Origin of the sequence: Actinomycetospora chlora (assembly GCF_039542135.1) — a bacterium.
GTDB lineage: Bacteria > Actinomycetota > Actinomycetes > Mycobacteriales > Pseudonocardiaceae > Actinomycetospora > Actinomycetospora chlora.
Genome location: NZ_BAABHO010000050.1, coordinates 1 through 25,741, shown reverse-complemented (window position 1 = coordinate 25,741; position 25,741 = coordinate 1). Strand labels below are relative to the sequence as shown.

The following is a 25,741-nucleotide window of genomic DNA, read 5'->3' as shown; positions in this document are numbered from 1 at the left end:
GGGCATGACCGACGACGCCCCCGAGATCCTCTGGCGACCCGACGAGACGACGGTGCAGCAGGCGCGGATCACCGCGTTCGCGGAGCGGGCGGCGCGCGAGCACGGCGTCACCGTGGACACCTACGAGCAGTTGTGGCGCTGGTCGACCGAGGACCTGCCGGCCTTCTGGGGCACCATCGTCGACCACCTCGGGGTGCGCTTCCACGAGCAGCCCCGCGAGGTCCTCGGGTCGGCGGAGATGCCGGGCGCGAGCTGGTTCCCGGGCGCGACGCTGAACTACGCCGAGCACGCCCTGTGGCCCCGCGAGGGCGGCGGGGACGACGACGTCGCGATCGTCGCGGTGCGCGAGGACGGCCGGCGGGTGACGCGGACGTTCGGCGAGCTGCGCGCCGACGTCGGGCGCGCGCGGGCGGGGCTCCTCGAGCTCGGCGTCGGCTTCGGCGACCGCGTCGTCGCGCTCGCGCCCAACACCGTCGAGACCCTCGTCGCGTTCCTCGCCGCCGCCTCGCTGGGCGCGATGTGGTCGTCCTGCTCGCCGGACTTCGGGCCGCGCGCAGTGGTCGACCGCTTCGCGCAGATCGAGCCGTCGGTGCTGGTGGTGGTCGACGGCTACCTCTACAACGGCAAGTCCTACGACATCCGGGGCACGGTGGCCGAGCTGCGCGAGCAGCTGCCGACGCTGCGGGCGACCGTCGCCATCGACTACGTCACCGAGGGCGCCTGGGACGGGCAGGACGACGTCGTCGGCTGGGCGGCGTTCACCGACCACGACGGCGCGGAGCCTGCGGTCGACCCGGTGTCGTTCGACCACCCGCTGTGGATCCTCTACTCGTCGGGCACGACGGGCCTGCCCAAGGGCATCGTGCACTCGCATGGCGGCATCGTCGTCGAGCACCTCAAATCGCTGGCCCTGCAGCACGACCTGGGTCCCGAGGACCGTTTCACGTGGTTCACCACCACCGGCTGGATGATGTGGAACCTGCTCATCTCGGGCCTGCTGGTGGGCTCGACGGTGGTCGCGTTCGACGGCAGCCCGGGCCACCCCGACCTCGACGTGCTCTGGAAAATGGCCGCCGACGAGGGCGTGACGGTGTTCGGGACGTCGGCGTCGTTCGTGCAGTCCTGCCTCAAGGCCGGGCTGGTGCCGAAGGACGGGTTCGACCTCTCGGCCGTCCGCAGCATCGGCTCCACCGGGTCGCCGCTCTCGCCCGAGGGCTTCGACTGGATCCGCGACGCCGTCGGTGCCGACATCCAGATCGCCTCGGTCTCCGGCGGCACCGACGTGTGCGCCGCGTTCGTCGGCGTCTCGCCGTGGGTGCCGGTGTGGCGTGGGGAGATCTCCTGCCGGGCGCTGGGGGCCGCGGTCGAGGCGTTCGACCCGCAGGGCGAGCCGGTGGTGGACGAGGTCGGCGAGCTGGTCATCACCCGGCCCATGCCGTCGATGCCGGTGATGCTGTGGAACGACCCCGAGGGCAGCCGCATGCGCGAGTCCTACTTCGAGGACTTCCCCGGCACCTGGCGCCACGGCGACTGGATCCGCATCACCCCGCGCGGCTCGCTGGTGATCCGCGGGCGCAGCGACTCGACGCTCAACCGCGGCGGTGTGCGGATGGGCACCGCGGAGTTCTACGAGGTCGTCGAGTCGTTCGACGAGGTGCTCGACTCGCTGGTCATCGACACCTCGGGCCTCGAGGGCGCCCGCGACGGCGGCGAGCTGCTGTGCTTCCTGGTGCTCGCCGAGGGCGTCACCTTCGAGTCGGTGGAGGGCGACCTCAAGAAGGCCCTGCGCAGCCAGCTCTCCCCGCGCCACGTGCCCGACCGGTTCCTCGTCGTCGACGACATCCCGCGCACGCTCAACGGCAAGAAGTCCGAGGTGCCGGTCAAGCGCATCCTCGCCGGCACCCCGGTGGAGAAGGCCGTCAGCAAGGACGCCCTGCGCAACCCGGAGGCGCTCGAGACGGTGGTGGCGCGGGCACGCGATTGACCGGCTGTCCGGGTCCCCGTGGTGCGGTCCGGCCGGTAGGGCAAGGTCGACGGCGCCGGGGCGACAGCCGCCCGTCGGCGCCACGGGGAGGCCATGGACCGATCATGCGCACGACGGCCGCTCTACATTTTGCTTCTCGTGCTCCTGCTGGCCATCGTGGTGTCGGACTGGCCGACCGGCGTCCTCTCCGACTTCTGGGCCGGCCACGCAATGCTGACGAACATCGTCTCTTCGCTCGTCTTCGTGGTGCTCGGCGCGACTCTCGTGGAGCGCTGGCTCTCTCGTCAGGAGAACCGGCGTGCCGAGATCATCACGGCGACGGCGCTCGGCGCCATGGCCAACGTGCCCTGCGCCTACCAGAACGCCTTGTGGTTCCTGCTCAACGGCCAGGCCGTGCACGTCGACGTCGACTTCCGTGTCACTGACGCCGAGCAAGCCGTCGTGGCCGGCATCCTCGCCTCGCACGGCTTCGACGTCGTCGCGCAGACCGACGTGGCGCGAGGTGGGGCGGTGCCGCCAGAGGATGTCGCACGGCTGGCCGTCCTCCTGCAGGACCGCCAGTGGGTCCTCACCGCCCACGACCTTCTCCTGCGCACCAACCAGACCGCCAGGCTGATCCTCGCACGGTGGGCCCAGCTGATGATCGCCTCGAAGGAGACCACGCGGTCACTCAGGCAGGTCACCGACCTGATCGACGACATTGACGAGATACGGATGTCGATGAACCCGATCAACAAGCACGACCGGCTCGCGACCCACGCCGACCGGGAGCTGTTCGTGCGCCGGTGGCGCGCGGGCTTCGTCAACGCCGCCGTGCTCTATGAGGACTTCGGGCTCACCGTGGGCTGGCAGGACTTCACCCGGTGGTCGCCCGAGCTGACCCAGCCCGAGGACCGGGCGCTGATGGAGGCCCGGGGCCTCGGTCGGCGAGCGCGCAGCGCGACGGGTCGCGTGTACACCACTGACGCTCCCCCGGACCTCACGCTGCCCGCCACGCCGGAGCAGCCCACGGGCTAGGCGCGGACGGGGACGACCTCGGAGAGCGTGACGGTCGCCCCGAGGACGTCTCCGGCGTCGCCGCGCCGCGAGGAGACGAGGACGTCGAAGTCGCGCGGGCGGTCCGGCGCGGGGCACGGCACCTCGAGGCGCGCCGGAGCGGGGAGGTCGCCGCGCAGGGCGCTGCGGATCGCGGCGGCGACCTCGGCGCTACGCGGGTCGCCGGCCTCGTCGCAGAGTGCGAGGTAGGACCACCCGACCCCGCAGCTCGCCGGATCGCCGCCGTTGGCCACGCAGAAGTCGTCCCACGCCCGGTTGACCCAGACGATCGTGCCCGTGGGGTCCAGCAGCGCGGTCTCCACGGGCCGGTGGACGGGCTCGGGGGTCGCTCCGCGGAGGACGGCGCGGGTGTCCCGCACCGCCGCGTCGAGCTCGTCGGCCTCGGACCGCAGCGCCCCACGGACCTCCGGCTCGGACAGGGCCGCCCGGGCGAGCAGCCGGAGCGCCACGCGCTCGACGCGGTCGAGCGAGGCGTCGGCGAGCGCCGCCGCCGCGCGCTCACCGACGGCCAGGCGCGGCACCCGCAGGAGGGCGCGCGCCGTGCCCGCGGGGATCGGGGAGAGGTCGTTGTCGGTGATCACCGGAGTGTCACCGTCCCGGAACGTGGTGGCGTCATCGGCACCTCTGGTCGGGCCGTCGATCGGGTGGTGGCGGGGAATGCGGGACTATTTCCCGCCACGGCGGCACCGGGCAATGCCGTGACGACTCGGTATTCGTCGAATGTGTAGCGATTTCGCGCAGGGGATACTCATCGCTGCTGCTCAGCGGCGGTGCCGGCGCCCTCGTCGACAAACGTTGTCTGCCGAAGAATGGTGGTTCCGCGCCGCCTGCCGATGAATGGGGATTCAGGCGACCTCGGCGAGGTCCGCGGCGTCGGTCAGGGGCGCGTCGGTCTGGTCGCGCACCTCGTCGCCCGTGACGCCGGGGGCGAGCTCGCGCAGCACGAAGCCGCAGGGCGTCACGTCGACGACGGCGAGGTCGGTGATCACCCGGGAGACCACCCCGCGGCCGGTCAGGGGCAGCGAGCAGGACTCGACGAGCTTGGCCGCGCCCTTCTTCGTCACGTGCTCCATGACGACCAGCACCCGGCGGGCGCCGTGGACGAGGTCCATCGCCCCGCCCATGCCCTTGACCATCGCACCCGGGACGGCCCAGTTGGCGATGTCGCCGTTGACCGCGACCTGCATCGCCCCGAGTACGGCGATGTCGACCTTGCCGCCGCGGATCATGCCGAACGAGAGCGCCGAGTCGAAGAACGAGGCGCCCTCGCGGACGGTCACGGTCTCCTTGCCGGCGTTGATGAGGTCGGGGTCGACCTCGTCCTCGGTCGGATAAGGGCCGACGCCGAGCAGACCGTTCTCCGAGTGCAGCAGCACGTCGACGCCGTCGGGCAGGTGGTTGGGGATGAGCGTCGGGAGCCCGATGCCGAGGTTGACGTAGGAGCCGTTGGTCAGCTCCCGCGCGGCGCGGGCGGCCATCTGCTCGCGGGTGAGGCTCACGTGTTCTCCTGCCCAGGAGTCGAACTCAGGGTCCGCTTCTCGATGTGCTTGTTCGCCACCTGCTCGGCGGTCAGCTCGACCACGCGGTGGACGAAGATGCCGGGCAGGTGGACGTCGTCGGGGTCGATCTCGCCGGGCTCGACGAGCTCCTCGACCTCCGCGATCGTCGTGCGCCCGGCCATCGCCGCGAGCGGGTTGAAGTTCCGCGCGGAGCGGTGGAACACGAGGTTGCCGTGCCGGTCGCCCTTCGCCGCGCGGACCAGGCCGAAGTCGCAGACCAGCGAGCGCTCCAGGACGAACGGCTTCCGCTCGCCGTCCACCTCGAACTCGCGCACCTCCTTCGGCGGCGAGGTCACCGCGACCGAACCGTCCGTCGCGTAGCGCCACGGCATGGCGCCGTCGGCGACCCACGTCCCGACCCCGGCAGGGGTGTAGAACGCCGGCACGCCCGAGCCGGCGGCGCGCAGCCGCTCGGCCAGGGTGCCCTGCGGGGTCAGCTCGAGCTCGAGCTCGCCGGCCAGGTACTGGCGGCCGAACTCCTTGTTCTCGCCGATGTAGGACGCGACGACCCGCGCGATGCGGTGCTGCTCGAGCAGCACGCCCAGGCCCCAGCCGTCGGTGCCGCAGTTGTTCGAGGCGACGTGCAGGTCGGTCGCCGAGCCGCGCGACAGCGCGTCGATCAGCACGATCGGCACCCCGGACAGCCCGAACCCGCCGACCGCCAGCGACGCCCCGTCACCGATGTCGGCGACGGCCTCGTCGGCCGACCCCACCGTCTTGTCGATCATGATGATCCCTTCGCGTGCTCGCGCAGCAACGGCGTCACGACCTCGGGCCGCTGGTAGGAGGCCAGGTGCGCCGCGCCGGTGACCGACTCGAGGCGCGCGCCGGGGATGCCGTCGGCGAGCTGCTGCTGGCACTCCGGCGGCGTCGCCGGGTCGTCGACGCCGCTGACGACGAGCGTCGGGGGGCGGATGCCGCCGAGGTCGTCGACCGCGTCCCAGCCGGCGACGGCCTCGCAGCAGGACGCGTAGCCCTCGTCCGGCGTCGAGGCGATCATGTCGCGCATCCGGCGCACGGCGTCGGGCTGCGCGTCGCCGAAGTCGTCGGTGAACCAGCGGGCGACGACGGCGTCGGCGATCGTCCCGACACCGTCGGCGCGGACGGTCGTCGCGCGCTCGCGGAAGGCGTCGCCGTTGGGGAAGCGCGCCGCGGTGCACAGCAGGGCGAGGCTGCTCGCGCGCTCCGGGGCGTGCAGGCCGATCCACTGGGCGATCGCGCCGCCCAGCGAGACGCCGGCGAACGCGGCGCGCTCGACCCCGAGGTCGTCGAGGGTCTCGAGGACGTCGCGGGCGAGGTCCTCGACGGTATACGGCCCGTCCGGGACCGGGGAGCCACCGTGGCCCCGGGTGTCGAGCGAGATCACCCGGAACTCGTCGGCCAGCTCCCGGCGCTGCGGTGCCCACATGTCGACCGTGCTGCCCAGCGAGCAGAGCAGGACCAGCGGCGGCGCGTCGTCGGGACCGTCGGAGACGTGGTGCAGCTTCACGCCCTCACCGTGCCCGGCGACGGCGCCCGGTGAACCCCGGACTTCCGCTCATCAGGACTCGAGCTTCGAGGGGTGCACGGTCAGCGCCGTGACCTCGACCTGCATGTACGGGAACAGCGGCAGGCTCGTCAGCAGCTGGTGGAGCTCGTCGCCCGACTCGACGTCGAAGCGGCTGTAGTTGGCGTACTGCCCGACCACGCGCCACAGCTCGGGCCACTTGCCGGCGCGCTGGATCTCGTGCGCGCGGGCCTTCTCGCGGGCGCGGAGGTCGTCGGCGACGTCCTGCGGCATGTCGTGGGGGAGGCGGACGTCCATGCGGACGAGGAACTGCACGAGGTGCTCCCGTCTAGGTGTCGGTGCGGTAGTGGGCGAGCTTGTCGGGGTCGATGGTGACGCCGAGGCCGGGCGCCTGCCGGGCGGCGGCGCGGCCGTCGGCGATGACCGGGGGCTCGGCGAGGACGTCGTCGGCCATGAGCAGGAAGTTCGTGACCTCGACGGGGTGGCGGGCCAGCGCCCGCTGCCCGCAGGCCAGGGCGGTGGAGGCGACGGTGCCGAGCATGCCGTCGATCTGGTTTCCGACCATCGTGGTGACGCCGAGGCCCTCGCAGAGCCCGACGATCTTCGCCGAGTCGGTGAACCCCGTCCGCGCGACCTTGACGCTGATGGCCTGGGCGTCGCCGTCGAGCAGCGAGCGGGCGACGCCGCCGAGGGTGATCGTCGACTCGTCGCCGACCACCGGGATCGGGCTGGCCGCGACGATCCGTCGGCGACCGAGGACGTCGTCGGCCGGGTTGGGCTCCTCGAGCATGGTGACGTGGTGCTCGGCGAGGCGGCGGGCGGCGATGATCGCGGTGTCGGCGTCCCAGCCGCGGTTGGCGTCGGCGTAGAGCTCCACGGCGTCGCCGAGCTCGCGGCGCAGCTCGCGGACCGCGGCCATGTCGTGGGCCAGGTCGCGCCCGACCTTCACCTTGAACGCCTCGACCCCGTAGGTGTCCCGGAACTCGACGGCGTCGGCGACCATCTCCGCCGGCGTGCCCAGCCCGATCATGTGCGCGGCTGCGACGTCGTCGGCGGCGTGCCCGAGCAGCACGTGCACCGGCTGCCCGCAAGCCTGCCCGACGAGGTCCCAGAGCGCGACGTCGACCGCGCCCTTGACGGCGTTGTTGGCGACGGTGCGGCCCAGGTCGGCGCGGATGCGCTCGCGGGCGAACGGGTCGGCGCCGACGAGCACGGGAGCGAACAGGTCGCGCACGGCGGCGACGATCGAGCTCGCGGTCTCGCCGTAGGTGTAGGGGCGCGGTGGGGCCTCGCCGTGCCCGACCAGGCCGTCGTCGGTGGTGATCCGCACCAGGACGTGGTCGGCGGCGGTGACCCGGCCGCTGGCGAACGCGAACGGCCGGCGGTAGGGCACGGCGAGCGGGATCGCCTCGACCCGGGTGATCTTCACGCGATGTCCTCGTCGATCTCGGAGCGGCACAGGACCCGCAGGGCCCGGGCCAGGGCGGGGGAGGCGTCGTCACGGCGCCAGGCCAGCGCGACGTCGGTGGTCACCGGTCCGGCGTCGACCTCGACGTAGCGCACGCCCGCGACGGCCACGGCGAGCACCGAGGACGGCAGCAGCGCCACCCCGACGCCGGCGGCGACGAGCGCGAGCACGATCGACGTCTGGTCGGCCGAGTGCGTGGCGCGCGGGCTGAACCCGGCGGCCCGGCACGCGCGCGCCGCGGCCTCGCCGACCACCGATCCCGGCGGGGCGTAGACGACGAAGTCCTCGTCGGCGAGGTCCGCGAGCGCGAGCCGGGTGGAGCGAGGGCGTCCTTCGCTGCCCCCGACGGCGTCAGGGAGTCCCTCGCTCCCGAGGGGGTGGGCGTCCGGGACCGCGAGCACGAGCCGCTCGCGGGCCAGCACGTGCGTCGCGATCGCCGGGTCGGCCACGGGCGGGCGCAGGACGGCGAGGTCGATGCGGTGGTCGGCCAGCGCCGCCGCCAGGCCGGGCGTGAGCAGCTCGGTGGTGAACGTCAGCGCCATGCCGGGGAGCTCGGCGGCGAGCCGGCGGACGAGGTCCGGGACGTGCCGGTAGGTCGCGAGCCCCGTCGCGCCGACGCGCAGCTGCCCGAGCGCGCCGGCCGCGACGTGGGCCACCTGGTCGCGGGCCGCGTCCACCGAGGCGAGGATCCGCACGGCCTCGCCGAGCAGGGCCTCGCCGGCCGCGGTGAGGTCGACCCGCCGCGTGGTGCGCTCGAACAGCGGCGCGCCAAGCTGCGCCTCCAGCTGCCGGATGGCCTGGGACAGCGGCGACTGGGCGATGTGCAGCCGCTCGGCCGCCCGCCCGAAGTGCCGCGTCTCGGCCACCGCGACGAAGTAGCGCAGCTGGCGCGTCTCCATCAGCTCTCGGGTTCGAGCACGAAGTCGCGGTCCGAACGCACCTCGTCGCCGTTGCCGGTGGGCTGCGGGTCGAGGGTGAGCTCGGGCTTGTCGGCGGAGGCGACGTCGTTGCCGAGGTAGGGGTCGCCGGTGAAGAACAGCTGGCTGGTCAGGGTGCGGTGCCCGGGCGCGGCGACCAGCAGGTGGATGTGCGCGGGGCGCCACGGGCTCCAGCCGGCGGCCTGGGTCATCTGCCCGGTCGGGCCGTCGAGCGGGATCGTGTAGGGCGCGGGCTTGCGGGTGTGGATCTCGAAGCGGCCCTGGTCGTCGCAGCGCACGACGCCGCGCAGGTTGCCGGCCGGCGGCGTCGCCGCGAAGCCGGAGTACCAGCCCTCGTCGTCGGTGTGCCAGATGTCGACGGTGGCGCCGGCCAGCGGGGTGCCGTCGGTCGAGGTCACCTGCCCGGCCAGGACCATCGGCGTGCCCGGCTCGTCGTCGCGCATCGGCAGCGTCGCCGGTGAGTCCAGCTGCACCTGCCCGTCGAGCCAGAACGGGCCCAGGATCGTGCCGACCGAGCCCTGCTGGGTCGCCGCGGCCACCTTCTCCACCTCGAACTCGAGGTAGACGTCGAGGAACAGCGGCCACTCGCCGGTGTCGGAGACCGCGATCAGCCACTGCTTGAACGCGTCGAACTCCTCGTAGGTGACCTCGTTGTCCCGGATCGCGGCGCGGATGCCCTCGAGCGCGGCCCCGACGACCGTCGCCACCCGCTGCTGGTCGACCCCGCCGGACGCGGTGCCGCGCTGGTTGGAGGCGCCGGAGCGGGCGATCTCGGTGGCGTGCGCACCGGCGGTGACGGCGTCACTGACGGGCTGGTTCTCGGTGGTGGTCATGCGGAGGCCCTCTCGGGGGTGGTGGGAGACGGAGCGGAGCGGAGCTCGACCCGTCGAGTGGCGGCGTCGTGGTCGTGGACCCAGGCGTTGTCGGGCAGGTAGCCCGCGAAGCGCTTGTCGCGCTCGGCGAGCCGCGGGTGGTCGTCGGCGAGGTGCAGCAGCGTCCCGGTGTCCCAGGCGCTGGCGGCGACCGCGCGGGTGCGGGCCCGGCGCTCGCGGGGGTAGGCGGCGAGCGCGGCGGCGGGGTCGCCCGCGGTGAGCAGGCGGGCGAGCACGACGGCGTCCTCGATCGCCTGGTTCGCGCCCTGGCCGTGGTGGGGCAGCATCGCGTGGCAGGCGTCGCCGAGCAGCGCGGTGCGCCCGCGGGTCCAGCGGGTCAGCGGCTCCTGGGCGAGCAGCGGCCAGCGCGCGCTCTGCGGCACCGCGGCGAGCATCTCGCGCACGGCCGGGTGCCAGCCGGCGAAGCCCGCGAGCAGCTCGCCCGCCGGGGCCTCGCGCTGGGCGCCCTCCCAGCGCTCGGGTCCGCAGAGGACGGCGAGGAAGTTGACGGTGTCGTCGTCGCGGCCCAGCGCGTAGTGCAGCAGGTGCGCCCCGGGCCCGGCCCAGAACTGGATGGCGTGCGGGTCGGGCAGGCTCGGCAGCGCGTCGACCGGCACGAGGCCCCGGAAGCCGCTGGTGCCGGAGTAGGTCGGGCCCGTGCCCGGCCCGGCGACGGCGTCGCGGACGATCGACCGGACCCCGTCCGCCCCGACGAGGACGTCGCCGGTGACGGTCCGGCCGTCGTCGAGGGTGATCGACCCGGCCTCGGCGTCAACGGCCGTGACGCCGTGCCCGAGGTGCAGCCGGTCGGCCCCCGCGGCGTCGGCGAACGCGGCGGCGAGCGTCTGCTGCAGGTCGACGCGGTGCACGCCCCAGTAGGGCGCGCCGTAGCGGGCGCGGTAGGCCTCGCCGCCCGGGTGCGCGGCGATCCGGACCCCGGTGCGGCCGTCGCGGTAGATCAGCTCGGTGGGCTGCGTGGACACGGCGTCGAGCGCCTCGCCGACGCCGAGGCGGTACAGGTGCCGCGACCCGTTGGCCGACAGCGCGACGGCGGCCCCGACCTCGCGCAGCTCCTCGGCGCGCTCGTAGAGGTCGACGGTGACGCCCGCGCGGGCCAGCGCGGTGCCCAGCGTCAGGCCCCCGATGCCGGCGCCGACGACGACGACGCGGGTCATGCCGCGCCGACCGCGAGGATCGCCTCGGCGAGCTCGTCGGGCCGGGTGAAGTTGGCCTCGTGGCTGCCGGGGGTCTCGACGACCACCGGGTCGGCCAGCCGCCCGGGGAACCGGTCCCAGCCCCACTCGCCGGGCGGCAGGGCGACGTCGTCGCTCGTGCGGATGTAGGCGGTGGGGACGTCGAGGGCGAAGAACGGCTTCTGGTTCGGCGCCTCGGTGAAGGTCGCGAACGGCTGCGGCGCCATCTGCGCGTGGGTGAGGGCCTGGACCTCCGGCGTCGCGTCCTGGATGAACGCCGAGGACCAGACCTCGAACGGCATCGCGATCGTGTCGTCGACGCTGGCGGCGGCGAGCCCGGAGAACAGCTCGCGGTACGCCGGGGGCACCGCGTCCATGAGCGACTCGCCGTCGTGCGGAACGAAGGCGCTCCAGAAGACGGTGCGGCGCAGCCGGTCGGCGAGCCGCGGGGCCGCGCCGCACGTGACGTAGCCGCCCCAGCTGTGCGCGACCAGGGTGACGTCGCGCAGGTCCTGCTGCTCGACCAGCCCGACGACGGCGTCGACGGTGTCGGTGAGGGTGACCCCGCGCGGGTCGTCGTCGATGCCGAGGCCGGGCAGCGTCGGCGCCAGCACCCGGTGGCCCGCGGCCCGCAGCCGCGTCGCGACCGGCCGCCAGCTCCAGCCGCCGTGCCATGCCCCGGTGACGAGGACGAACGTCTCCATGTCGCTGCCTCCCGCTCGTCGGTGAACGTCGACGGCGAGCGTGACACGAGCCATCCCGGACGAGAAAGAGTCGAATCCAGAACGATCGAGATGTGCTGCATCTGAGTCCGCCGGCGGTTGACCGGTCCGCTGCCGCGGGCCAGTCTTCACCTGAACCCGTCGGTACAGGAAATGGAGACGCCGTGAGCGACGCCGCCCACCGGATCCGCACCACCCACGTCGGGAGCCTCCCCCGGCCGATGGCCCTGCTGGACCTGCTCGCCGCACGACAGCAGGGGCGAGACGTGGACGACGCGACGCTCGTGGCCGCCACCCGGACCGCCGTCGCCGACGTCGTGGCCGCGCAGCGCGAGCACGGGGTCGATGTGGTCACCGACGGCGAGATGGGCAAGCTCGGCTTTCTTCAGCTACGTCACCGAGCGCCTCGGCGGGCTCGAGCGCCGCCACGGCGCCGAGACCGTCTACAGCTTCGCCGCCGAGCAGCAGGCGTTCCCGGAGTACTACGAGCGCTACTTCGCCGAGGCGATGATGGGCGGCACCGTGGGCACCATCGAGCCCGTCGTGTGCACCGGGCCGCTGGTCTACCGGGGGCAGGAGGCGCTGCGGCGGGACCTGGAGAACCTCGCGGCGGCGGTCGGGGACGACCGCGCGGACGCCTTCGTCCCGTCGATCGCGCCCAGCGGCGTCGGCGTCAACGAGTACTACGCCTCCGAGGAGGAGTACTTCTTCGCGGTCGCCGACGCGATGAACACCGAGTACCGCGCGATCGTCGACGCCGGGTTCCTGTTGCAGGTCGACGACCCGTTCCTCACCGAGATCTACAGCTTCCACCAGTACGACGCGTCGACCCGGGAGCGCCGCGGCCGGATGTACGTCGAGGCGATCAACCACGCCCTGCGCGGCATCCCGGCGGAGAAGGTCCGGTTCCACACCTGCTACTCGATCAACGAGGGGCCGCGTGTCTTCGACGTCCCGCTCGCCGACGTCGTCGACCTCGTGCTCGCCGTCGACGCCCGCTACTACTCGTTCGAGGCCGGGAACCCGCGCCACGAGCACGAGTACCACCTGTGGGAGACCGTGGCGCTCCCCGACGACAAGGTGCTGGTCCCGGGCGTGATCACGCACGCGAGCAACATCGTCGAACACCCGGAGCTGATCGCCGAGCGCCTCGAGCGGTTCGCGCGGCTGGTCGGCCCGGAGCGGGTGATGGCCGGGGCCGACTGCGGGTTCTCCTCGCAGGCCACCTACCGCCCGGAGGTGGATCCGCGCGTGATGTGGGCGAAGTTCGACGCGCTGGCCGAGGGGGCGCGGCTGGCGTCCGGGCGCCTCAGCGTCGGAGCCCGCTGAGCGCGAGGTCGACGACGGCGCCCGGCCAGCCGGGGGCGCTCGTGTCGCGGCCGGCGAGGTGGTCGGCGTAGAGGGCACCGACGACGAGGCTGGTGGCGGCCTCGACGTCGAGGTCGGCGCGCAGCTCGCCGCGCGCGACCCCGGCGCTTAGGACCGCCGCGAACAGCGCCCGCCGGGGCAGCAGCGTCGCCTCCCGGACGATCCCGAGGAGCTCCCCGGAGCCGGGCTCGTCGGCCAGGCACGTGCCGAGGATGCTCATCGCCCCGACCTCGACGTACTGCTCGCGCATCGCCTCGAGCAGGGCGACCAGGTCGGCGCGGACGTCGCCGACCGGCTCGGGCACCCGCCCCAGCCGCAGGTGGGCCAGCGCCGCGCCGATCAGCTCGTTCTTGCCGCGCCAGCGCGTGTAGACGGTGACCTTGGAGACCCCCGCCGCCGTCGCGACCTTGTCCATCGACGTCCCGGCGACGCCGTCGGTAGCCAGCAGCCGCACCGTCGCGTCCAGCACGGCGGTGTCCTTGGAGCGGTCGCGGGGACGTCCCCGTCCGCGGCGCTCGGTGTCCGGCACCCGGCGAGGGTACGGGCGGGCGCGCGTGCGCCCGGGCGAACGGGGGACATACGGTTCTCACCGAGCGGGGCGCGACCGCGCCGTGCGGGGAGGCAGGCGAGATGACCGAGGGCACGGACGCCTCGACGATGCGGCAGGTGCTGGGGCACTTCCCCAGCGGCGTCACCATCGTCACCGGCACGACCCCCGAGGGGCCCGCCGGCTTCACGTGTCAGTCCTTCTCCTCGCTCTCCCTCGACCCACCGCTGGTGCTCGTGCTGCCGGGCCGGTCCTCGTCGAGCTGGCCGAAGATCGAGGCCACCGGCCGGTTCGTGGTCAACGTGCTCTCCGCCGAGCAGGAGCAGCTCTCCGCGACGTTCGCGGTCTCGGGCGGCGACAAGTTCGCCGGCGTCGGGTGGCGCACCTCCGGGCTCGGCTCCCCGATCCTCGACGGGGCGACCGCGTGGATCGACTGCACGCTGCACGCGGTCCACGACGGCGGAGACCACCTCATCGTCGTCGGTGCGGTGCACGACCTCGGCGCGCCCGGCGACCCGCCGCTGGTGTTCCACCGCGGGGGCTACGTGCGCACGGCGGTGGCCGAGTGACCGCAGCGACCGGCCCGCTGGCCGACGTGCGGGTGCTGGAGCTGGGCACGATCGTCGCCGGGCCGTTCGCCGGGCGGCTCCTGGCCGACTACGGCGCCGACGTCGTGAAGATCGAGCCGCCGGGCGGCCAGGACCCGATGCGCGACTGGGGCCAGGAGTCCTACAAGGGCCACCGGCTGTGGTGGACCGTGCACGCCCGCAACAAGCGCTGCATCACCCTCGACCTGCGCTCCGAGCGCGGCCAGGAGGTGTTCCTGCGCCTCGTCGAGGGTGCCGACGTCGTCGTCGAGAACTTCCGTCCGGGCACGCTCGAGCGCTGGAACCTCGGCTGGGACCGCCTGCGCGCGGTCAACCCGCGGCTGGTGCTCGCGCGGGTGTCCGGGTACGGGCAGACCGGCCCGTACGCGGACAAGCCGGGCTACGCGTCGGTGGCCGAGGCGCTATCGGGGCTGCGCTACATCAACGGCTACCCGGGGGAGGCGCCGCCGCGGCAGGCCATCTCGCTGGGCGACTCGCTGGCCGGCATGGTCGCGGTGCAGGGCGTGCTCGCGGCGCTGCACCACCGCTCGGTGACCGGCGTGGGCCAGGTCGTGGACGTCGCCCTGACCGAGGCGTGCCTGTCCGTGCTCGAGTCGATCATCCCGGAGTACGACAAGCTCGGCCGCGTGCGCCAGCCCGGCGGCACGAAGCTGGAGGGCATCGCGCCGTCGAACGTCTACCGGACGGCCGACCAGCTCTGGCTGGTGGTCGCGGCCAACCAGGACACGGTGTTCCGCCGGCTGTGCGGGGCCATGGGGCGCCCCGAGCTCGCCGACGACCCGCGCTACGCCGACCACTACGCCCGCGGGGAGAACCAGGACGAGCTCGACGGGATCGTCGGCGACTGGGTCGGCTCGCTGCCCGCCTCCGACGTCCGGCGGATCCTCGACGAGGCCGGCGTCATCTGCGGGCCGATCAACACCGCGGCCGAGGTCGTCGCCGACCCGCAGTTCCGGGCGCGGGGCATGCTCGCGCCGCACCACGACGAGCGCTTCGACGAGGACGTCCTCGGGCCGGGCGTGGTGCCGCTGTTCTCGGAGACGCCGGGCGAGGTCCGCTGGGCCGGCCCGCCGGTGCCGGGTCACCACAACGCGGAGGTCTACGCGGAGCTGGGCCTGTCGGCCGACGAGGTCGCGGCGCTGGCGGAGGAGAAGGTGGTCTGAGGGGCCCGCGGCGTCAGCCCTCGGCGTCCTTCTTGATCGACTGCAGGTTCTTCTCGGCGCTGGAGCCCATCGCGCGGTCGAGCCCCCAGCGCGGGACGCCCTTGACGGTGACCTCCATCGTCGAGGCCATCTCGAGCCGCGTCGTCCCGTCGCCCTCGTCGTGGGCGGTGTAGGTGATCGTGCTCTCCTTGATGAGGCGCGCTTCCACGCAGGTCAGCGTCACCGTGTTCTCGCCGTAGGTGACCTCGTAGGTGGAGTCGGTGGTGAAGCTCAGAGCGCCCAGGGTGACGACGATGCGCGTCGGCCGCCCCTGGTCGTCGTGGGCCTGGACCTTCGCCGACTTGGCCTCGTTGGCCCAGCGGTCGGTGTTCTCGAGGTCGGAGATCACCTCGATGACCCGCGGGACGGGGGCGTCGATGGTCACCTCGCGGACAACCGGCTTGCTCACGTCTCCCCTCTACCCCCCGGGAGGGCGGGGCACCCGCGCGCGGGGTAACCCCACGTCGTGACGGACGGGACGGCCGAGAAGACGTGCGCGGGCTGCGGGCGGCGGATGACGCGGCGCAAGCGCTGGGCGCGGTCCTTCGACGAGGTGCGCTGGTGCAGCGACGCCTGCCGGCGGCGCGGGCTGCGTGACGTCGACCACGACCTCGAGGCGGCGATCGGCGACCTGCTCGACCACCGCCGTCACGGCGCGACGATCTGCCCGTCGGAGGCGGCACGCCGGGTCGACCCCGAGGGCTGGCGCGACCTGATGGAGGACGCCCGCCGCGCCGCGCGGCGGCTCGTCGCCGCCGGTTCGGTGGAGATCACCCAGAAGGGCCGCGTCGTCGACCCGTCGACGGCGAAGGGGCCGATCCGGCTACGACGTCCGGGCCCCTGATCGGCCTAGGCTCGCCGGGTGATGTTCGGTGCCCTCCGGCGCGCCCTGCGCGCCATCGTCGCGCTGCCCCGCCCCGTCCGCCGGCTCATCGCCGGGCCCCCGGTCCATCGCGACGGGCAGACCCTCGACCTCGACGTCCAGGTCGTCATCCGCCTGCTCGGCCTCGTCGCCGGCGGCGAGGAGCCGCCGCTGGAGGAACAGCGGGTCGCCACCGACCGCGCGGCGGGCCTGGCGTGGTCGTCGACACCCGGGGTCACGTCGGTGCCGATGGACATCCCCGTGGCGGCGGGTCCGGCCCGCGAGGAGCCCGGCACGCTCGCCGCCCGGCTCTACACACCGGCCGAGGTCGCCGACCGGGACGCGCCGCTGCTCGTGCACTTCCACGGCGGCGGGTTCGCGCTGGGGAGCCTGGTCTCGAGCGAGCCGCTGTGCCGCGTGCTCGCCCACCAGGCGGCCGTGCGCGTCCTGTCCGTGGAGTACCGGCTGGCGCCCGAGCACCCCTTCCCGGCCGGGCTGGCCGACGCGGCCTCGGCGCTGCACCACGTCCTGACCCACCGCGAGGACTTCGGGGCCACGGCGGTGGCCACGGGCGGCGACTCGGCGGGCGCGAATCTCGCCCTCACAGCCGCCCACCAGCTGACCCGGCGACGCGGCGAGTCGCCGGCCTTCGTGCTGGCGATGTACCCGGTCACCGACGCCGGCCGGGCCGGCGGGTCGCGGGAGCTCTTCGCCGAGGGCTTCGGGCTGCGCACCGTCGACATCGAGGTGTTCGAGCGCTACTACCTGCCCGACGGCATCGAGCCGATCCGCCCGACGGGGCTGCTCGAGGTCGACGACCTCGCGATCATGCCGCCCTGCTACGTCTCGACGGCCGGGTTCGACCCGCTGCGCGACGAGGGCGAGGAGCTCGTCGCGGCGCTGCGCGACGCCGGGGTCCCGGTCGCGTTCCGCCGCTTCCCGGGGCTGGTGCACGGCTACGCGGGCCTGGCCGGCGTCGTCCCCACGGCCCGCGACGCGATCCTCGACGCCGCCTCGTCCCTGCGCGCCGGGGTCGCGCTGACGACCCGCGAGGACGCCCCCCATCGTGCGTGATCTTCTGAGCTATAGCGCAGAAGATCACGCACGTGGGGGTCAGTGGTTCAGCATCCGCATGGCGGCGGCGGGGTAGCGGTCGCCGGCGGCGACGCCGGCCGGGGCCACCTCCTCGATGGCCTCGAGCTCGTCGCGGGTGAGCGTCACGTCCGCGGCGCCGACGTTCTCCTCGAGGTACCGGCGACGCTTCGTGCCCGGGATCGGGACGATATCGTCCCCCTGCGCCAGCACCCACGCGAGCGCCAGCTGGGTCGGCGTGACGCCCTTGCGCTCGGCCAGCGCGTTCACCTCGTCGAGGACCCGCAGGTTCGCCTCGAGCGCCTCGCCCCGGAACCGCGGCGAGTTGCGGCGCCAGTCGCCCTCGGGCAGGTCCTCGGTGCGGCGGATGGTGCCGGACAGGAAGCCGCGCCCGATCGGGCTGTAGGGCACGAACCCGATGCCGAGCTCGCGGCAGGTGGCGAGCACGTCGTTGTCCTCCACGTCGCGGGTGAACAGCGAGTACTCGGTCTGCACCGCGCTCATCGGGGCGGCGGCGTGCGCGCGGCGGATGGTGTCGGGCGCGGCCTCGGAGATGCCGAGGTAGCGCACCTTGCCGGCCGCCACGAGCTCGCCCATCGCGCCCCAGGTCTCCTCGATCGGGACGTCGGGGTCGACGCGGTGCTGGTAGTAGAGGTCGACGTGGTCGGTGCCGAGGCGCCGCAGCGAGCCGTCGATCTGGCCGCGGAGGTAGTCCGGGCGCCCGTTGACGCGGCCGGTGCCCTTGCCGTCCTCGCCGATCTCGTTGCCGAACTTGGTCGCGATCACGACCTCGTCGCGCCGACCGGCGAGCACGGAGCCGAGCAGTTCCTCGTTGGTGTGCGGGCCGTACATGTCGGCGGTGTCGAGGAACGTGACCCCGAGCTCGAGCGCGCGCTCGATCGTCGCGCGCGACTCGGTGTCGTCCTGGCCGCCGTAGGCGAAGGTCATGCCCATGCAGCCCAGGCCCAGCGCGGACACGCGCAGGCCCTGGCTGCCGAGAGTGCGTTGCTCCATGGCCGCGGGCTGCCCCGGCGCAGGGTGCCCTGAACGTGTCGCGCGCGCCCGCCCCGCCGGCGCGCGGCGGGTGGCACGGTGACCGGTGTGCGCGTGCTGCTGACGACGCTGGTCGCGGTCCTGCTGGCGGTCCTGGTGGGGCTGGGTGCGGGGACGGCCGCGGCCGACCCGGGCCTGGTGATCGGGGGCGACGGCGCCCCGGTGGCGCCGGGCGCCACCGTGCCCGCGCAGATGGGCTGCGAGGACCCCGCGACGACGCCCGCCGCCGGCCCCGGCGTGGCCGGCAGCGCGTGGGTACGCGACCCCGAGGGTCACCAGCCGTGGTCGGTGTCGTCGACGCTGACCGTCGCGCCCGACGCCGAACCCGGGCCCGTGACCGTCACCGCCACCTGCGGCGGCCGCCCCCTGACCGCGACGCTCACCGTCGCCGGCTCGGGCATCGGCCCGTGGCGGATCGTCGGCGCCGCGGTCGTGCTGCTGCTGATCGTCGCGGCGATGGTGCTGCTCCAGCGCCGCCGCCGCCGCACGACGACCGGCTGATCACAGCCGCGCCAGCAGCCGCCAGAGCACACGCTGCGGCGCGTCGGGCAGCCCGGCGACGGTGAACGAGAAGTCGTGCTCGGCGTTGATCCGGGCGAGCTCGCGCAGCGGGGGCCGGCCCGTCGGGGCCATGGCCCGCAGCTGGGCCTGCAGCGGCCCGGCCGGGCGCTCGACGGTGCGCAGCCGGGTCGGCTCGTCGCCGGGGTTGGCGAACGCGTGCGTCACCCCCGGCGGGACGCTCACCGTCTCGCCCGGCACCACCAGCCGGCGCTCCCGGCCGAGACGCACCACCAGCAGCCCGGACTCGACGGTGAACACCTCGGTTTCGCGACGGTGCCGGTGCGCCGGCGGGCCCGCGTGGTGCGGCGGCAGCACCGCGGAGAAGACGAAGTCCGGGCCGGACGACTCGACGTCGATCACCTGGCCGTCGTCGAAGGCGATGGTCATGCGGGGCACCCGGTCACGGCTGCTCCCTCCTCGGCGGCGGCCAGGACAGGGCGACGAGCGCGACCAGCGCCAGGCCCGCCGATACGGCGTGTGCGGTCTCCCACCGGTCACGCAGGACGCTCCACTCCGGCGGCAGCGTGGCGAGCGTCCACAGCGCGACCTGCGCGTTGACCGGCGCGTTGCCGACGGCGTAGGCCACGAGCGTGCCGGCGAACCCGACCGTGCCGAGCACGAACGGCCAGCGCGTGCGGGCCAGGACCCCGCCGGTCCCCGCCGCCAGCAGGCCGACGACCTCCGCGACGCCGCCCGCGATCCCGAAGCCCCCGTAGAACGTGTGCTGCACCGCGAGCCACGTCGCGCCGTCGAGGGCGCTCGCGCCCGGGCGCTCGAGCACGTGGGCGAGCGTCAGTCCCGCGACCAGCCCGGCGCAGACGGTCGCGACCGCCCGCAGCGTCGGCACCCATCGCGTCGTCACCCACCGCACCGTAGCATCGACACATGACGCGGTCATGTGTTCCGGCGCGGACCGCCAACCTGCTCGGTGCCCTCGCGCTGGCCACCGCGGACCGCGTCGATCGCGCCGCGCAGGACGCCGGCGGCCGGTCGGGCACCGAGACCGCCGCGCTGGTGGTGCTGACGACGGTGCTGGCCGGCGGCTCGCAGGAGGCACTGCGCCGCGTCCTGGCCCTGACGCAGACCGGCACGACCCGACTGGTCACGCGGCTCGTGGACGCCGGGCTCGTGGACCGCCGCGACGGTCCCGACGGGCGGACCCGGGCGCTCGTGCCCACCGCGCGCGGGCGGGAGATCGCCACCGGGGCGCTCGCGGCGCGGGCGGCGGTGCTCGCCGGGGTCCTCGGCCGGCTCGACGACGCCGAGCAGGAGCAGGCCGCCGTCCTGCTGGAGAAGCTGCTGGCCGGACTGGTCGACGCGCCGGACGCGCCGGGACGGATCTGCCGGCTCTGCGAGCCCGACGTCTGCGGACACCCCGACCGCTGCCCGGTGACTCAGGCCAGCGCGCGGCCGACCTGACGTCCGGAGAACAGGCAGCCGCCCAGGAACGTCCCCTCCAGCGAGCGGTAGCCGTGCACCCCGCCCCCACCGAAGCCCGCCGCCTCGCCCGCGGCGTGGAGGCCCGGGAACACCGAGCCGTCGGGGCGCAGGACGCGGCCGTCGAGGTCGGTCCAGAGCCCGCCGAGGGTCTTGCGGGTCAGGATGTGCAGCTTCACCGCGACCAGCGGCCCGGCGGCGGGGTCGAGGATCCGGTGGGGCGGGGCGACGCGGACCAGGCGGTCGCCGAGGTAGGCCCGCGCCGCGCGGACGGCGGCGAGCTGGCCGTCCTTGCCGTAGGCGTTGGCCAGCTCGGCGTCGCGGGCCAGGACCTCGCGCTCGATGCCGCCCTTGTCCAGCAGCGGCGTCGGGGTCAGCGCGTTCATGCGGTCGACGAGGTCGCCCAGGGTGTCGGCCTGCACGAAGTCCTCGCCGTCGCGCTGGAAGGCCGCGACCGGCTCGGTGGGCCCCGGCCGCGCGCGCTGCAGCGTGAGCCGGATGTCGCGGCCGGTGAAGTCCGGGTTCTGCTCGGAGCCCGAGAGCGCGAACTCCTTCTCGAGGATCCGCTGGGTGAGCACGAACCACGTGTGGTCGTGCCCGGTGCGGCGGATGTGCTCGAGCGTGGCGAGCGTGTCGTAGCCCGGCCACAGCGGCGGGGGCAGGCGGCGGCCCTCGGCGTCGAACCACAGCGACGAGGGCCCGGGCAGGATGCGGATGCCGTGCAGCGGCCAGATCGGGGAGTGGTTGGTGATCCCCTCGGTGTAGTGCCACATCCGGTCGCGGTTGACGACGCGCGCGCCCGCGTCCTCGCTGATGCCGATCATGCGGCCGTCGACGTGCGCGGGGACGCCGGAGATCATCTCCTGCGGCGGCGCCCCCAGACGTTCCGGCCAGGCCCGCCGGACGGCATCGTGGTCGCCGCCGATGCCGCCGGAGGTGACGACGACGTTCTCCGCGGCGAGCGTGAACGACCCGACCGCGGTGCGCGAGCTCGGCTCGCCGCGCCCGGCGTCGGAGGGCTCGAGCACGGAGCCCGACACGCCGGTGACGGCACCGGCGGTGACCTCGAGCGCGTCGACGCGGTGACGGTGGCGGACCTCGACGCGCCCGGCGTGCACCGCCTCCTGCACGCGGCGCAGGAACGGCTCGAGGATGCCCGGGCCGGTGCCCCAGACGATGTGGAAGCGGGGCACGGAGTTGCCGTGGCCGGTGGCCGACGCCCCGCCGCGCTCGGCCCAGCCCACGACCGGGAAGAAGCGCACGCCCATCGCGTGCAGCCAGGCGCGCTTCTCGCCGGCGGCGAACTCGACGTAGGCGCGGGCCCACCGCCGGCCCCAGCGGTCCTCGTCGGGGCGGTCGAAGCCGGCGCTGGACGTCCAGTCCGACCAGGCGAGGTCGAACGAGTCGCGCACCCGCAGGCGGCGCTGCTCGGGGCTGTCGACGAGGAACAGGCCGCCGAACGACCAGTGCGCCTGCCCGCCGAGCGACGCCGGGGGCTCCTGGTCGAGCAGGACCACCCGGCGGCCGGCGTCGGCGAGCTCCGCGGTGGCCACGAGGCCGGCGAGGCCGGCCCCGACGACGATGACGTCGGCGTCGGTCATGGCGCCATCGTGTCAGGCGGTCCTACTGCAGGCCGAGCTTCTCCGAGCAGGTCGGCCAGGCGTTCCAGCCCTGCTCGTCCTGCACCTTCTTCGCCACGCGGATCTGCTCCTCGCGGCTCGCCTCGTCGGGGGAGGAGGCGTACTGGCGCCCGCCGAACTCCCGCCACGTCGAGTCGGTGAACTGCAGGCCGCCCTTGAAGCCGTTGCCGGTGTCGGCGTCCCAGTTCTGCGTGCTCTCGCACATCGCGAGGCGGTCCCAGGTCGCGTTCGAGTTCGGCGACACCGACGGGGCGGCCATGGCGGTGCCGGTGATCGCGAGCGGGCCGGTCACGGCCGCGGCGGCGACGATGCCGGCACGCAGCATCGGGCGGGTCGGGGCGGACGGCATGGCGTGGCGACCAGGCATGCGAGAGAGCTCCGGTTCGTTCGGGGTGCGGCCGGGGTGCTGGTCGACCCGGGAGTGGTGCTGGGGAGCGGGACGACCGGGGGACCGTAACCGAACCGAGACCTTTCGTGACAAGCCGTGACCGGGGACCGGACCATGTGTCGCGGTGAGTGGTCGCCCGGTCGCGTCGGGCGGCGAACGGCCTAACTGGCGCGCGCGGGGGTTGCTCCGAACGCCGCTCGGCGCTCGGGCACGAACCCGACCGCGGCGCGGTGCCCGCAGCAGGGCTCGCCGGGACGGCGCCGCGGCTCCGGGTGCCACTGCGCGGCGAAGACCAGGCCGGGGTCGACGAGCTCGACGTCGCCGAGGATCGCGTCGAGCTCGGCCGCCGAGCGCGGGGTCACCTCTCCGCCGGGGTAGGCGTGGCTCAGCGCGCGCAGCGCCCCGACGTCGACCCGCGGGTCGTCGCCCGACAGGTGCGACACCACCAGCGCGCTGCCCGGCACGACACCCGCGAGGTACCCGGCGACGACGCCGGCCGGGTCGTCCGCGTCGGGCACGTGGTGCAGCACCGAGCACATGAGCACGGCGACGGGCCGGTCGAGGTCGAGCACCTCGGTGACCGCCGGCGCGGCGAGCACGGCCTCGGGGTCGCGCAGGTCGGCCCGGCTGACCGAGACGCCCGCGCCCTCGCCGAGCAGGAGCTCGCCGTGGGTCACCGCTACCGGGTCGACGTCGACGTAGGCCACGCGAGCGTCGGGGACGATCCGCCGCGCGATCTCGTGGGTGTTGCCCATGGTGGGGATGCCCGAGCCGAGGTCGAGGAACTGGTCGATCCCCCGGCGCGCGAGAGAGGACACCGCGCGGCGCAGGAACGAGCGGTTCTCGCGGACGATCTCGACGACCAGGGGGACCGTCCGCACCATCTCCTGGGCGAGCACCCGGTCGACCGCCCCGTGCGACGTCCCGCCGAGCAGGTAGTCGTAGACCCGCGCCGAGCTCGGGCGGTCGAAGTCGTCGACGGCGTGGATCGGCCGGGAGCGGAACGGGCGGGTACGGGGGCGGGCGGCAGCCAGGTCCTCGGTCACGGCCCTCCTCCCCGTCGTCCGGTGTGTCCAGTAGCCGTCGACGCGGCGGCCGTGTCAACTCCGCCGTTCGCTCGACCATCGCAGTCGCCCCCAGCATTCCCACGTTGTGTGATCGACACGCGCGCTTCCACCGAGGAAACACGCCGTTCTCCCCGGCGTCGCAGCACCTGTGCTGACGGTCGGTGACATCTGGGGCAGGACGGTCACCGAGCGTCGGATCCCGGTCCCCGACCGACCGGCCCGCGCGTCCGCAGTGTTGGTGCGGTGTTGGGTCGGGCGACACGTCGTCGTCGGCCGTCGGGGCCCTCGGTCCGGGAACGGTGCCGACCGTGCGCGTCGCCGTCGTGACCGAGTCGTTCCTGCCCGCCGTCAACGGCGTCACCAACTCCGTGCTCCAGGTCGTCGCCCACCTGCAGCGCCGGGGCCACGCCGCCATGGTCATCGCGCCGGGCGCCGGTCCGGACGAGGTGCCGGGCGCCCCGCACGTGCCCGTGGTGCGGGTGCCGGCCGTCGACGTCCCGGGGGTGGGCTCGCTGCCGGTGGGGGTGCCGACGCCGGCGGTGCGCGCGGCGCTCGAGGAGTTCCGGCCCGACGTCGCCCACCTGGCGTCGCCGTTCGTGCTCGGCGCCCGGGCCCTCATCGTGGCCCGGCGCCTGGGTGTCCCGACGGTGGCCGTCTACCAGACCGACGTCGCGGGCTTCGCCTCGTCGTACGGCATCGGGCTCACCGCCCGGGCGGCGTGGCGCTGGATCCGGCGGATGCACTCCGGGGCCACCCGCACGCTGGCGCCGTCGCGCTGGGCCGTCGACGCCCTGCGCGAGCACGGCGTCCCCCGCGTCCACCGCTGGGGCCGGGGCGTCGACACGGCCCGGTTCCACCCCCGCCACCGCGACGACGCCCTGCGCGCCGAGCTCGCCCCCGACGGCGAGCTGCTCGTCGGCTACGTCGGGCGGCTCGCGCCGGAGAAGCAGGTGGAGCGCCTCGCCGCGCTGGAGGGCCTGCCCGGCGTGCGCGTGGTCGTCGTCGGCGACGGGCCGTCGCGGGCGCGGCTGGGCGAGCTGCTGCCCTCGGCGCGGTTCCTGGGCTTCCGGGGCGGCGACGAGCTGGCGCGCGCCTACGCGTCGTTCGACGCCTTCGTCCACACCGGCCCGCACGAGACGTTCTGCCAGGCCGTGCAGGAGGCCCAGGCGTCCGGGCTGCCGGTGCTCGCTCCCGACGCGGGCGGCGTCGCCGACCTCGTCGACCCCGGCCGCACCGGCTGGCTCTACGACCCGTCCTCGCCCGCGGCCGCCGGCCAGATCGCCGGCCGGATCACCGCGTGGCGCGACGACCCGGCCACGCGCCTGGCCGTGGGCGCCGCCGGGCGGCGGACCGTCGCGGACCGCACCTGGCCGTCGGTGTGCGAGGAGCTGCTCGGTCACTACGCCGCCGTCCTGCACGGCAGCGAGCCCCGCGAGGGCGCCCCGGCGGCCTGAGGTGCACTGCGCGCAGGTGAGCAGAAATCAGTGCTGGGGCCCTGCGTTGTGCTCACCGGCGAGTTCACTCGCACCACACCCGACCGTCACGCCGGGGTGGGTCGCCGGGCGATCTCGGCCCGTAGACACCGCCCCATGGCCACATCCCAGGTGCTGGCGCGGTCGAGCGCCCCCACCCCCGAGAGCCAGGACGAGCGGGCCGTCCCGCCGACCGGGGCCGTCCCCACCGCCGAGCCCATCGCCGAGCCCACCGCCGTCGCCGGGCGCTACAGCCTGCTGCTCACCCGGGACCCCGAGCACGTCGCCGCCGCCCAGCGGCTGCGCCACCGGGTGTTCGCCGGCGAGCAGGGCGCCCGCCCCGCCGCGTCCGACGCGATCGCCCTGGCGGCCGCCGCCGACGGCCGCGACGCCGACGCCTTCGACGCCCACTGCGACCACCTCGTCGTCCGCGAGGACGCCACCGGCGAGATCGTCGGTACCTACCGGATGCTCACCCCCGAGGGCGCCCGGGGCGCCGGGCGCCTCTACGCCGACACCGAGTTCGACCTCGCCGCCCTGGACGCCCTGCGCGGCGACGTCGTCGAGGTCGGCCGCTCCTGCGTGCACCCCGCGCACCGCCACGGCGTCGTGCTCTCGCTGGTCTGGGCCGGGATCGGCCGCTACATGACGCTGACCGGCCTGCGCTACGTGGTCGGCTGCGCGAGCGTCCCGCTCACCCCGGACGGCGCCCTGTCCGGCGGCGTGTGGTCGCTCGTCGCGTCCCGGCACCTCGCGCCGGCCGCCCGCCGCGTCCGGCCCTGGCGCGAGGCGCCGATCGCCGCGCACGACCCCGACGCGCCCGGCGCCGCCCGCGCGGCGCGCGCCGGCCTGCCGCCGCTGCTGCGCGGCTACCTGCGCCTCGGCGCCGAGATCGGCGGCGTGCCCGCGCTCGACCCCGACTTCGGCGTCGCCGACCTGTTCGTGCTGCTCGACCACCGCGCCATCGACCCCCGGTGGCGCCGCTACCTGTTCGGGGAGGACGGGTGACCCCCTGGTCCCCGACCTCGCCCTGCGCCCCGGGCTGCCTGCCGCGCCCCGAGCCCGCCCGCGGGGCGGCGCGCGTGCGCCGCACCCTGCGGCTGACGACGCGCACGGCCGCGCTCGCGGCCGTGCGCGTCGTCAGC

At 74.6% G+C, this 25,741-nt stretch carries 30 protein-coding genes; 11 read left to right on the top strand and 19 right to left on the bottom strand.

From position 1 onward, the window contains the following. Positions 1–4: 4 nt before the first annotated feature. Both ABD994_RS24590 and ABD994_RS24585 read left to right on the top strand, forming a co-directional pair. Positions 5–1,984, top strand: a complete 1,980-nt coding sequence (locus ABD994_RS24590; protein WP_345421717.1) for an acetoacetate--CoA ligase — start codon at positions 5–7, stop codon at positions 1,982–1,984. A 138-nt stretch (positions 1,985–2,122) separates the two neighbouring features. Further along, positions 2,123–3,001 carry a hypothetical protein gene (locus ABD994_RS24585; protein ID WP_345421714.1) on the top strand — a complete coding sequence of 293 codons (879 nt, stop codon included), beginning with the start codon at positions 2,123–2,125 and terminating at the stop codon, positions 2,999–3,001. Here the strand turns inward: ABD994_RS24585 and ABD994_RS24580 are convergent. The 11 genes from ABD994_RS24580 to ABD994_RS24530 form a co-directional block, all read right to left on the bottom strand. Further along, the gene (locus ABD994_RS24580) at positions 2,998–3,621 is read right to left on the bottom strand and encodes a hypothetical protein (RefSeq protein WP_345421711.1); all 624 of its coding nucleotides are present in this window, start codon (positions 3,619–3,621) and stop codon (positions 2,998–3,000) included. The genes ABD994_RS24585 and ABD994_RS24580 overlap by 4 nt on opposite strands. Before the next feature lie 264 nt (positions 3,622–3,885). Continuing rightward, positions 3,886–4,539 carry a CoA transferase subunit B gene (locus tag ABD994_RS24575; protein ID WP_345421708.1) on the bottom strand — a complete coding sequence of 218 codons (654 nt, stop codon included), beginning with the start codon at positions 4,537–4,539 and terminating at the stop codon, positions 3,886–3,888. Continuing rightward, on the bottom strand, positions 4,536–5,327 hold the full coding sequence (locus ABD994_RS24570; protein ID WP_345421705.1) for a CoA transferase subunit A: 792 nt from the start codon (positions 5,325–5,327) through the stop codon (positions 4,536–4,538). Before ABD994_RS24570 ends, ABD994_RS24575 begins: the two co-directional genes overlap by 4 nt. Further along, positions 5,324–6,088, bottom strand: a complete 765-nt coding sequence (gene pcaD / locus ABD994_RS24565; protein WP_345421702.1) for a 3-oxoadipate enol-lactonase — start codon at positions 6,086–6,088, stop codon at positions 5,324–5,326. Before pcaD ends, ABD994_RS24570 begins: the two co-directional genes overlap by 4 nt. A 51-nt stretch (positions 6,089–6,139) precedes the next feature. Further along, complete coding sequence (gene catC, locus ABD994_RS24560; RefSeq protein WP_345421699.1) at positions 6,140–6,421, bottom strand: muconolactone Delta-isomerase; 282 nt, start codon at positions 6,419–6,421, stop codon at positions 6,140–6,142. 13 nt (positions 6,422–6,434) lie between these two features. Beyond that, the gene (locus tag ABD994_RS24555) at positions 6,435–7,535 is read right to left on the bottom strand and encodes a mandelate racemase/muconate lactonizing enzyme family protein (RefSeq protein WP_345421696.1); all 1,101 of its coding nucleotides are present in this window, start codon (positions 7,533–7,535) and stop codon (positions 6,435–6,437) included. Then, positions 7,532–8,473: a LysR family transcriptional regulator gene (locus ABD994_RS24550; protein ID WP_345421692.1), complete on the bottom strand. Its 942-nt coding sequence runs from the start codon at positions 8,471–8,473 to the stop codon at positions 7,532–7,534. Before ABD994_RS24550 ends, ABD994_RS24555 begins: the two co-directional genes overlap by 4 nt. Next, complete coding sequence (locus ABD994_RS24545; protein WP_345421689.1) at positions 8,473–9,345, bottom strand: dioxygenase family protein; 873 nt, start codon at positions 9,343–9,345, stop codon at positions 8,473–8,475. The genes ABD994_RS24550 and ABD994_RS24545 overlap by 1 nt, the downstream gene beginning before the upstream one ends. After that, a complete protein-coding gene (locus ABD994_RS24540; RefSeq protein WP_345421686.1) occupies positions 9,342–10,559 on the bottom strand; it encodes an FAD-dependent monooxygenase in 1,218 nt (405 codons plus the stop codon). The genes ABD994_RS24545 and ABD994_RS24540 overlap by 4 nt, the downstream gene beginning before the upstream one ends. Next, positions 10,556–11,281, bottom strand: a complete 726-nt coding sequence (locus ABD994_RS24535) for an alpha/beta fold hydrolase (RefSeq protein ID WP_345421683.1) — start codon at positions 11,279–11,281, stop codon at positions 10,556–10,558. The genes ABD994_RS24540 and ABD994_RS24535 overlap by 4 nt, the downstream gene beginning before the upstream one ends. Positions 11,282–11,427: 146 nt before the next feature. Next, positions 11,428–11,637, bottom strand: coding sequence for a hypothetical protein (locus ABD994_RS24530; protein WP_345421680.1), 210 nt, complete (start codon positions 11,635–11,637; stop codon positions 11,428–11,430). Between the two features lie 7 nt (positions 11,638–11,644). Between ABD994_RS24530 and ABD994_RS24525 the strand changes: the two genes are divergently transcribed. Next, positions 11,645–12,628: a methionine synthase gene (locus tag ABD994_RS24525; RefSeq protein ID WP_345421677.1), complete on the top strand. Its 984-nt coding sequence runs from the start codon at positions 11,645–11,647 to the stop codon at positions 12,626–12,628. On the opposite strand, the gene ABD994_RS24520 is transcribed toward ABD994_RS24525, so the two are convergent. Continuing rightward, positions 12,609–13,196 (bottom strand): TetR/AcrR family transcriptional regulator, encoded by a 588-nt coding sequence (locus ABD994_RS24520; protein ID WP_345421674.1) that lies wholly within the window; start codon positions 13,194–13,196, stop codon positions 12,609–12,611. The two genes, ABD994_RS24525 and ABD994_RS24520, sit on opposite strands and share 20 nt — an antisense overlap. A 101-nt stretch (positions 13,197–13,297) precedes the next feature. Between ABD994_RS24520 and ABD994_RS24515 the strand changes: the two genes are divergently transcribed. Further along, a complete protein-coding gene (locus ABD994_RS24515; protein ID WP_345421671.1) occupies positions 13,298–13,783 on the top strand; it encodes a flavin reductase family protein in 486 nt (161 codons plus the stop codon). Further along, entirely contained in the window at positions 13,780–14,985 is a 1,206-nt protein-coding gene (locus ABD994_RS24510; protein ID WP_345421666.1) for a CaiB/BaiF CoA transferase family protein, read from the top strand. The genes ABD994_RS24515 and ABD994_RS24510 overlap by 4 nt, the downstream gene beginning before the upstream one ends. A 13-nt stretch (positions 14,986–14,998) precedes the next feature. On the opposite strand, the gene ABD994_RS24505 is transcribed toward ABD994_RS24510, so the two are convergent. Beyond that, the gene (locus ABD994_RS24505; RefSeq protein WP_345421663.1) at positions 14,999–15,433 is read right to left on the bottom strand and encodes an SRPBCC family protein; all 435 of its coding nucleotides are present in this window, start codon (positions 15,431–15,433) and stop codon (positions 14,999–15,001) included. Between the two features lie 57 nt (positions 15,434–15,490). On the opposite strand from ABD994_RS24505, the gene ABD994_RS24500 reads away from it, so the two are divergent. Next, on the top strand, positions 15,491–15,868 hold the full coding sequence (locus tag ABD994_RS24500; protein WP_345421660.1) for a DUF3253 domain-containing protein: 378 nt from the start codon (positions 15,491–15,493) through the stop codon (positions 15,866–15,868). Positions 15,869–15,889: 21 nt separating this feature from the next. Then, positions 15,890–16,960, top strand: a complete 1,071-nt coding sequence (locus ABD994_RS24495; RefSeq protein WP_345421657.1) for an alpha/beta hydrolase — start codon at positions 15,890–15,892, stop codon at positions 16,958–16,960. Between the two features lie 39 nt (positions 16,961–16,999). On the opposite strand, the gene ABD994_RS24490 is transcribed toward ABD994_RS24495, so the two are convergent. Beyond that, entirely contained in the window at positions 17,000–17,992 is a 993-nt protein-coding gene (locus ABD994_RS24490) for an aldo/keto reductase (protein ID WP_345421654.1), read from the bottom strand. A gap of 78 nt (positions 17,993–18,070) precedes the next feature. On the opposite strand from ABD994_RS24490, the gene ABD994_RS24485 reads away from it, so the two are divergent. Continuing rightward, on the top strand, positions 18,071–18,532 hold the full coding sequence (locus tag ABD994_RS24485) for a hypothetical protein (protein ID WP_345421651.1): 462 nt from the start codon (positions 18,071–18,073) through the stop codon (positions 18,530–18,532). Here ABD994_RS24485 and ABD994_RS24480 read toward each other — a convergent pair whose 3' ends face one another. Continuing rightward, positions 18,533–18,979, bottom strand: coding sequence for a cupin domain-containing protein (locus ABD994_RS24480; protein WP_345421648.1), 447 nt, complete (start codon positions 18,977–18,979; stop codon positions 18,533–18,535). 13 nt (positions 18,980–18,992) lie between these two features. Then, positions 18,993–19,454: a hypothetical protein gene (locus tag ABD994_RS24475; protein WP_345421644.1), complete on the bottom strand. Its 462-nt coding sequence runs from the start codon at positions 19,452–19,454 to the stop codon at positions 18,993–18,995. A gap of 23 nt (positions 19,455–19,477) precedes the next feature. Between ABD994_RS24475 and ABD994_RS24470 the strand changes: the two genes are divergently transcribed. Continuing rightward, positions 19,478–20,011 carry a MarR family winged helix-turn-helix transcriptional regulator gene (locus ABD994_RS24470; RefSeq protein ID WP_345421641.1) on the top strand — a complete coding sequence of 178 codons (534 nt, stop codon included), beginning with the start codon at positions 19,478–19,480 and terminating at the stop codon, positions 20,009–20,011. On the opposite strand, the gene ABD994_RS24465 is transcribed toward ABD994_RS24470, so the two are convergent. The 3 genes from ABD994_RS24465 to ABD994_RS24455 all read right to left on the bottom strand — a co-directional run bounded on the left by ABD994_RS24465 (position 19,987) and on the right by ABD994_RS24455 (position 23,103). Further along, positions 19,987–21,630 carry an FAD-binding dehydrogenase gene (locus ABD994_RS24465; RefSeq protein ID WP_345421638.1) on the bottom strand — a complete coding sequence of 548 codons (1,644 nt, stop codon included), beginning with the start codon at positions 21,628–21,630 and terminating at the stop codon, positions 19,987–19,989. The genes ABD994_RS24470 and ABD994_RS24465 overlap by 25 nt on opposite strands. Positions 21,631–21,652: 22 nt before the next feature. Beyond that, on the bottom strand, positions 21,653–22,036 hold the full coding sequence (locus ABD994_RS24460) for a transglycosylase family protein (protein ID WP_345421635.1): 384 nt from the start codon (positions 22,034–22,036) through the stop codon (positions 21,653–21,655). Between the two features lie 182 nt (positions 22,037–22,218). Beyond that, complete coding sequence (locus ABD994_RS24455; protein ID WP_345421632.1) at positions 22,219–23,103, bottom strand: SAM-dependent methyltransferase; 885 nt, start codon at positions 23,101–23,103, stop codon at positions 22,219–22,221. A gap of 329 nt (positions 23,104–23,432) precedes the next feature. Here ABD994_RS24455 and ABD994_RS24450 point away from each other — a divergent pair, with 329 nt between their 5' ends. Next, the gene (locus ABD994_RS24450) at positions 23,433–24,578 is read left to right on the top strand and encodes a glycosyltransferase family 4 protein (protein ID WP_345421628.1); all 1,146 of its coding nucleotides are present in this window, start codon (positions 23,433–23,435) and stop codon (positions 24,576–24,578) included. A gap of 135 nt (positions 24,579–24,713) precedes the next feature. After that, positions 24,714–25,604: a GNAT family N-acetyltransferase gene (locus tag ABD994_RS24445; protein ID WP_345421625.1), complete on the top strand. Its 891-nt coding sequence runs from the start codon at positions 24,714–24,716 to the stop codon at positions 25,602–25,604. Positions 25,605–25,741 lie beyond the last annotated feature (137 nt).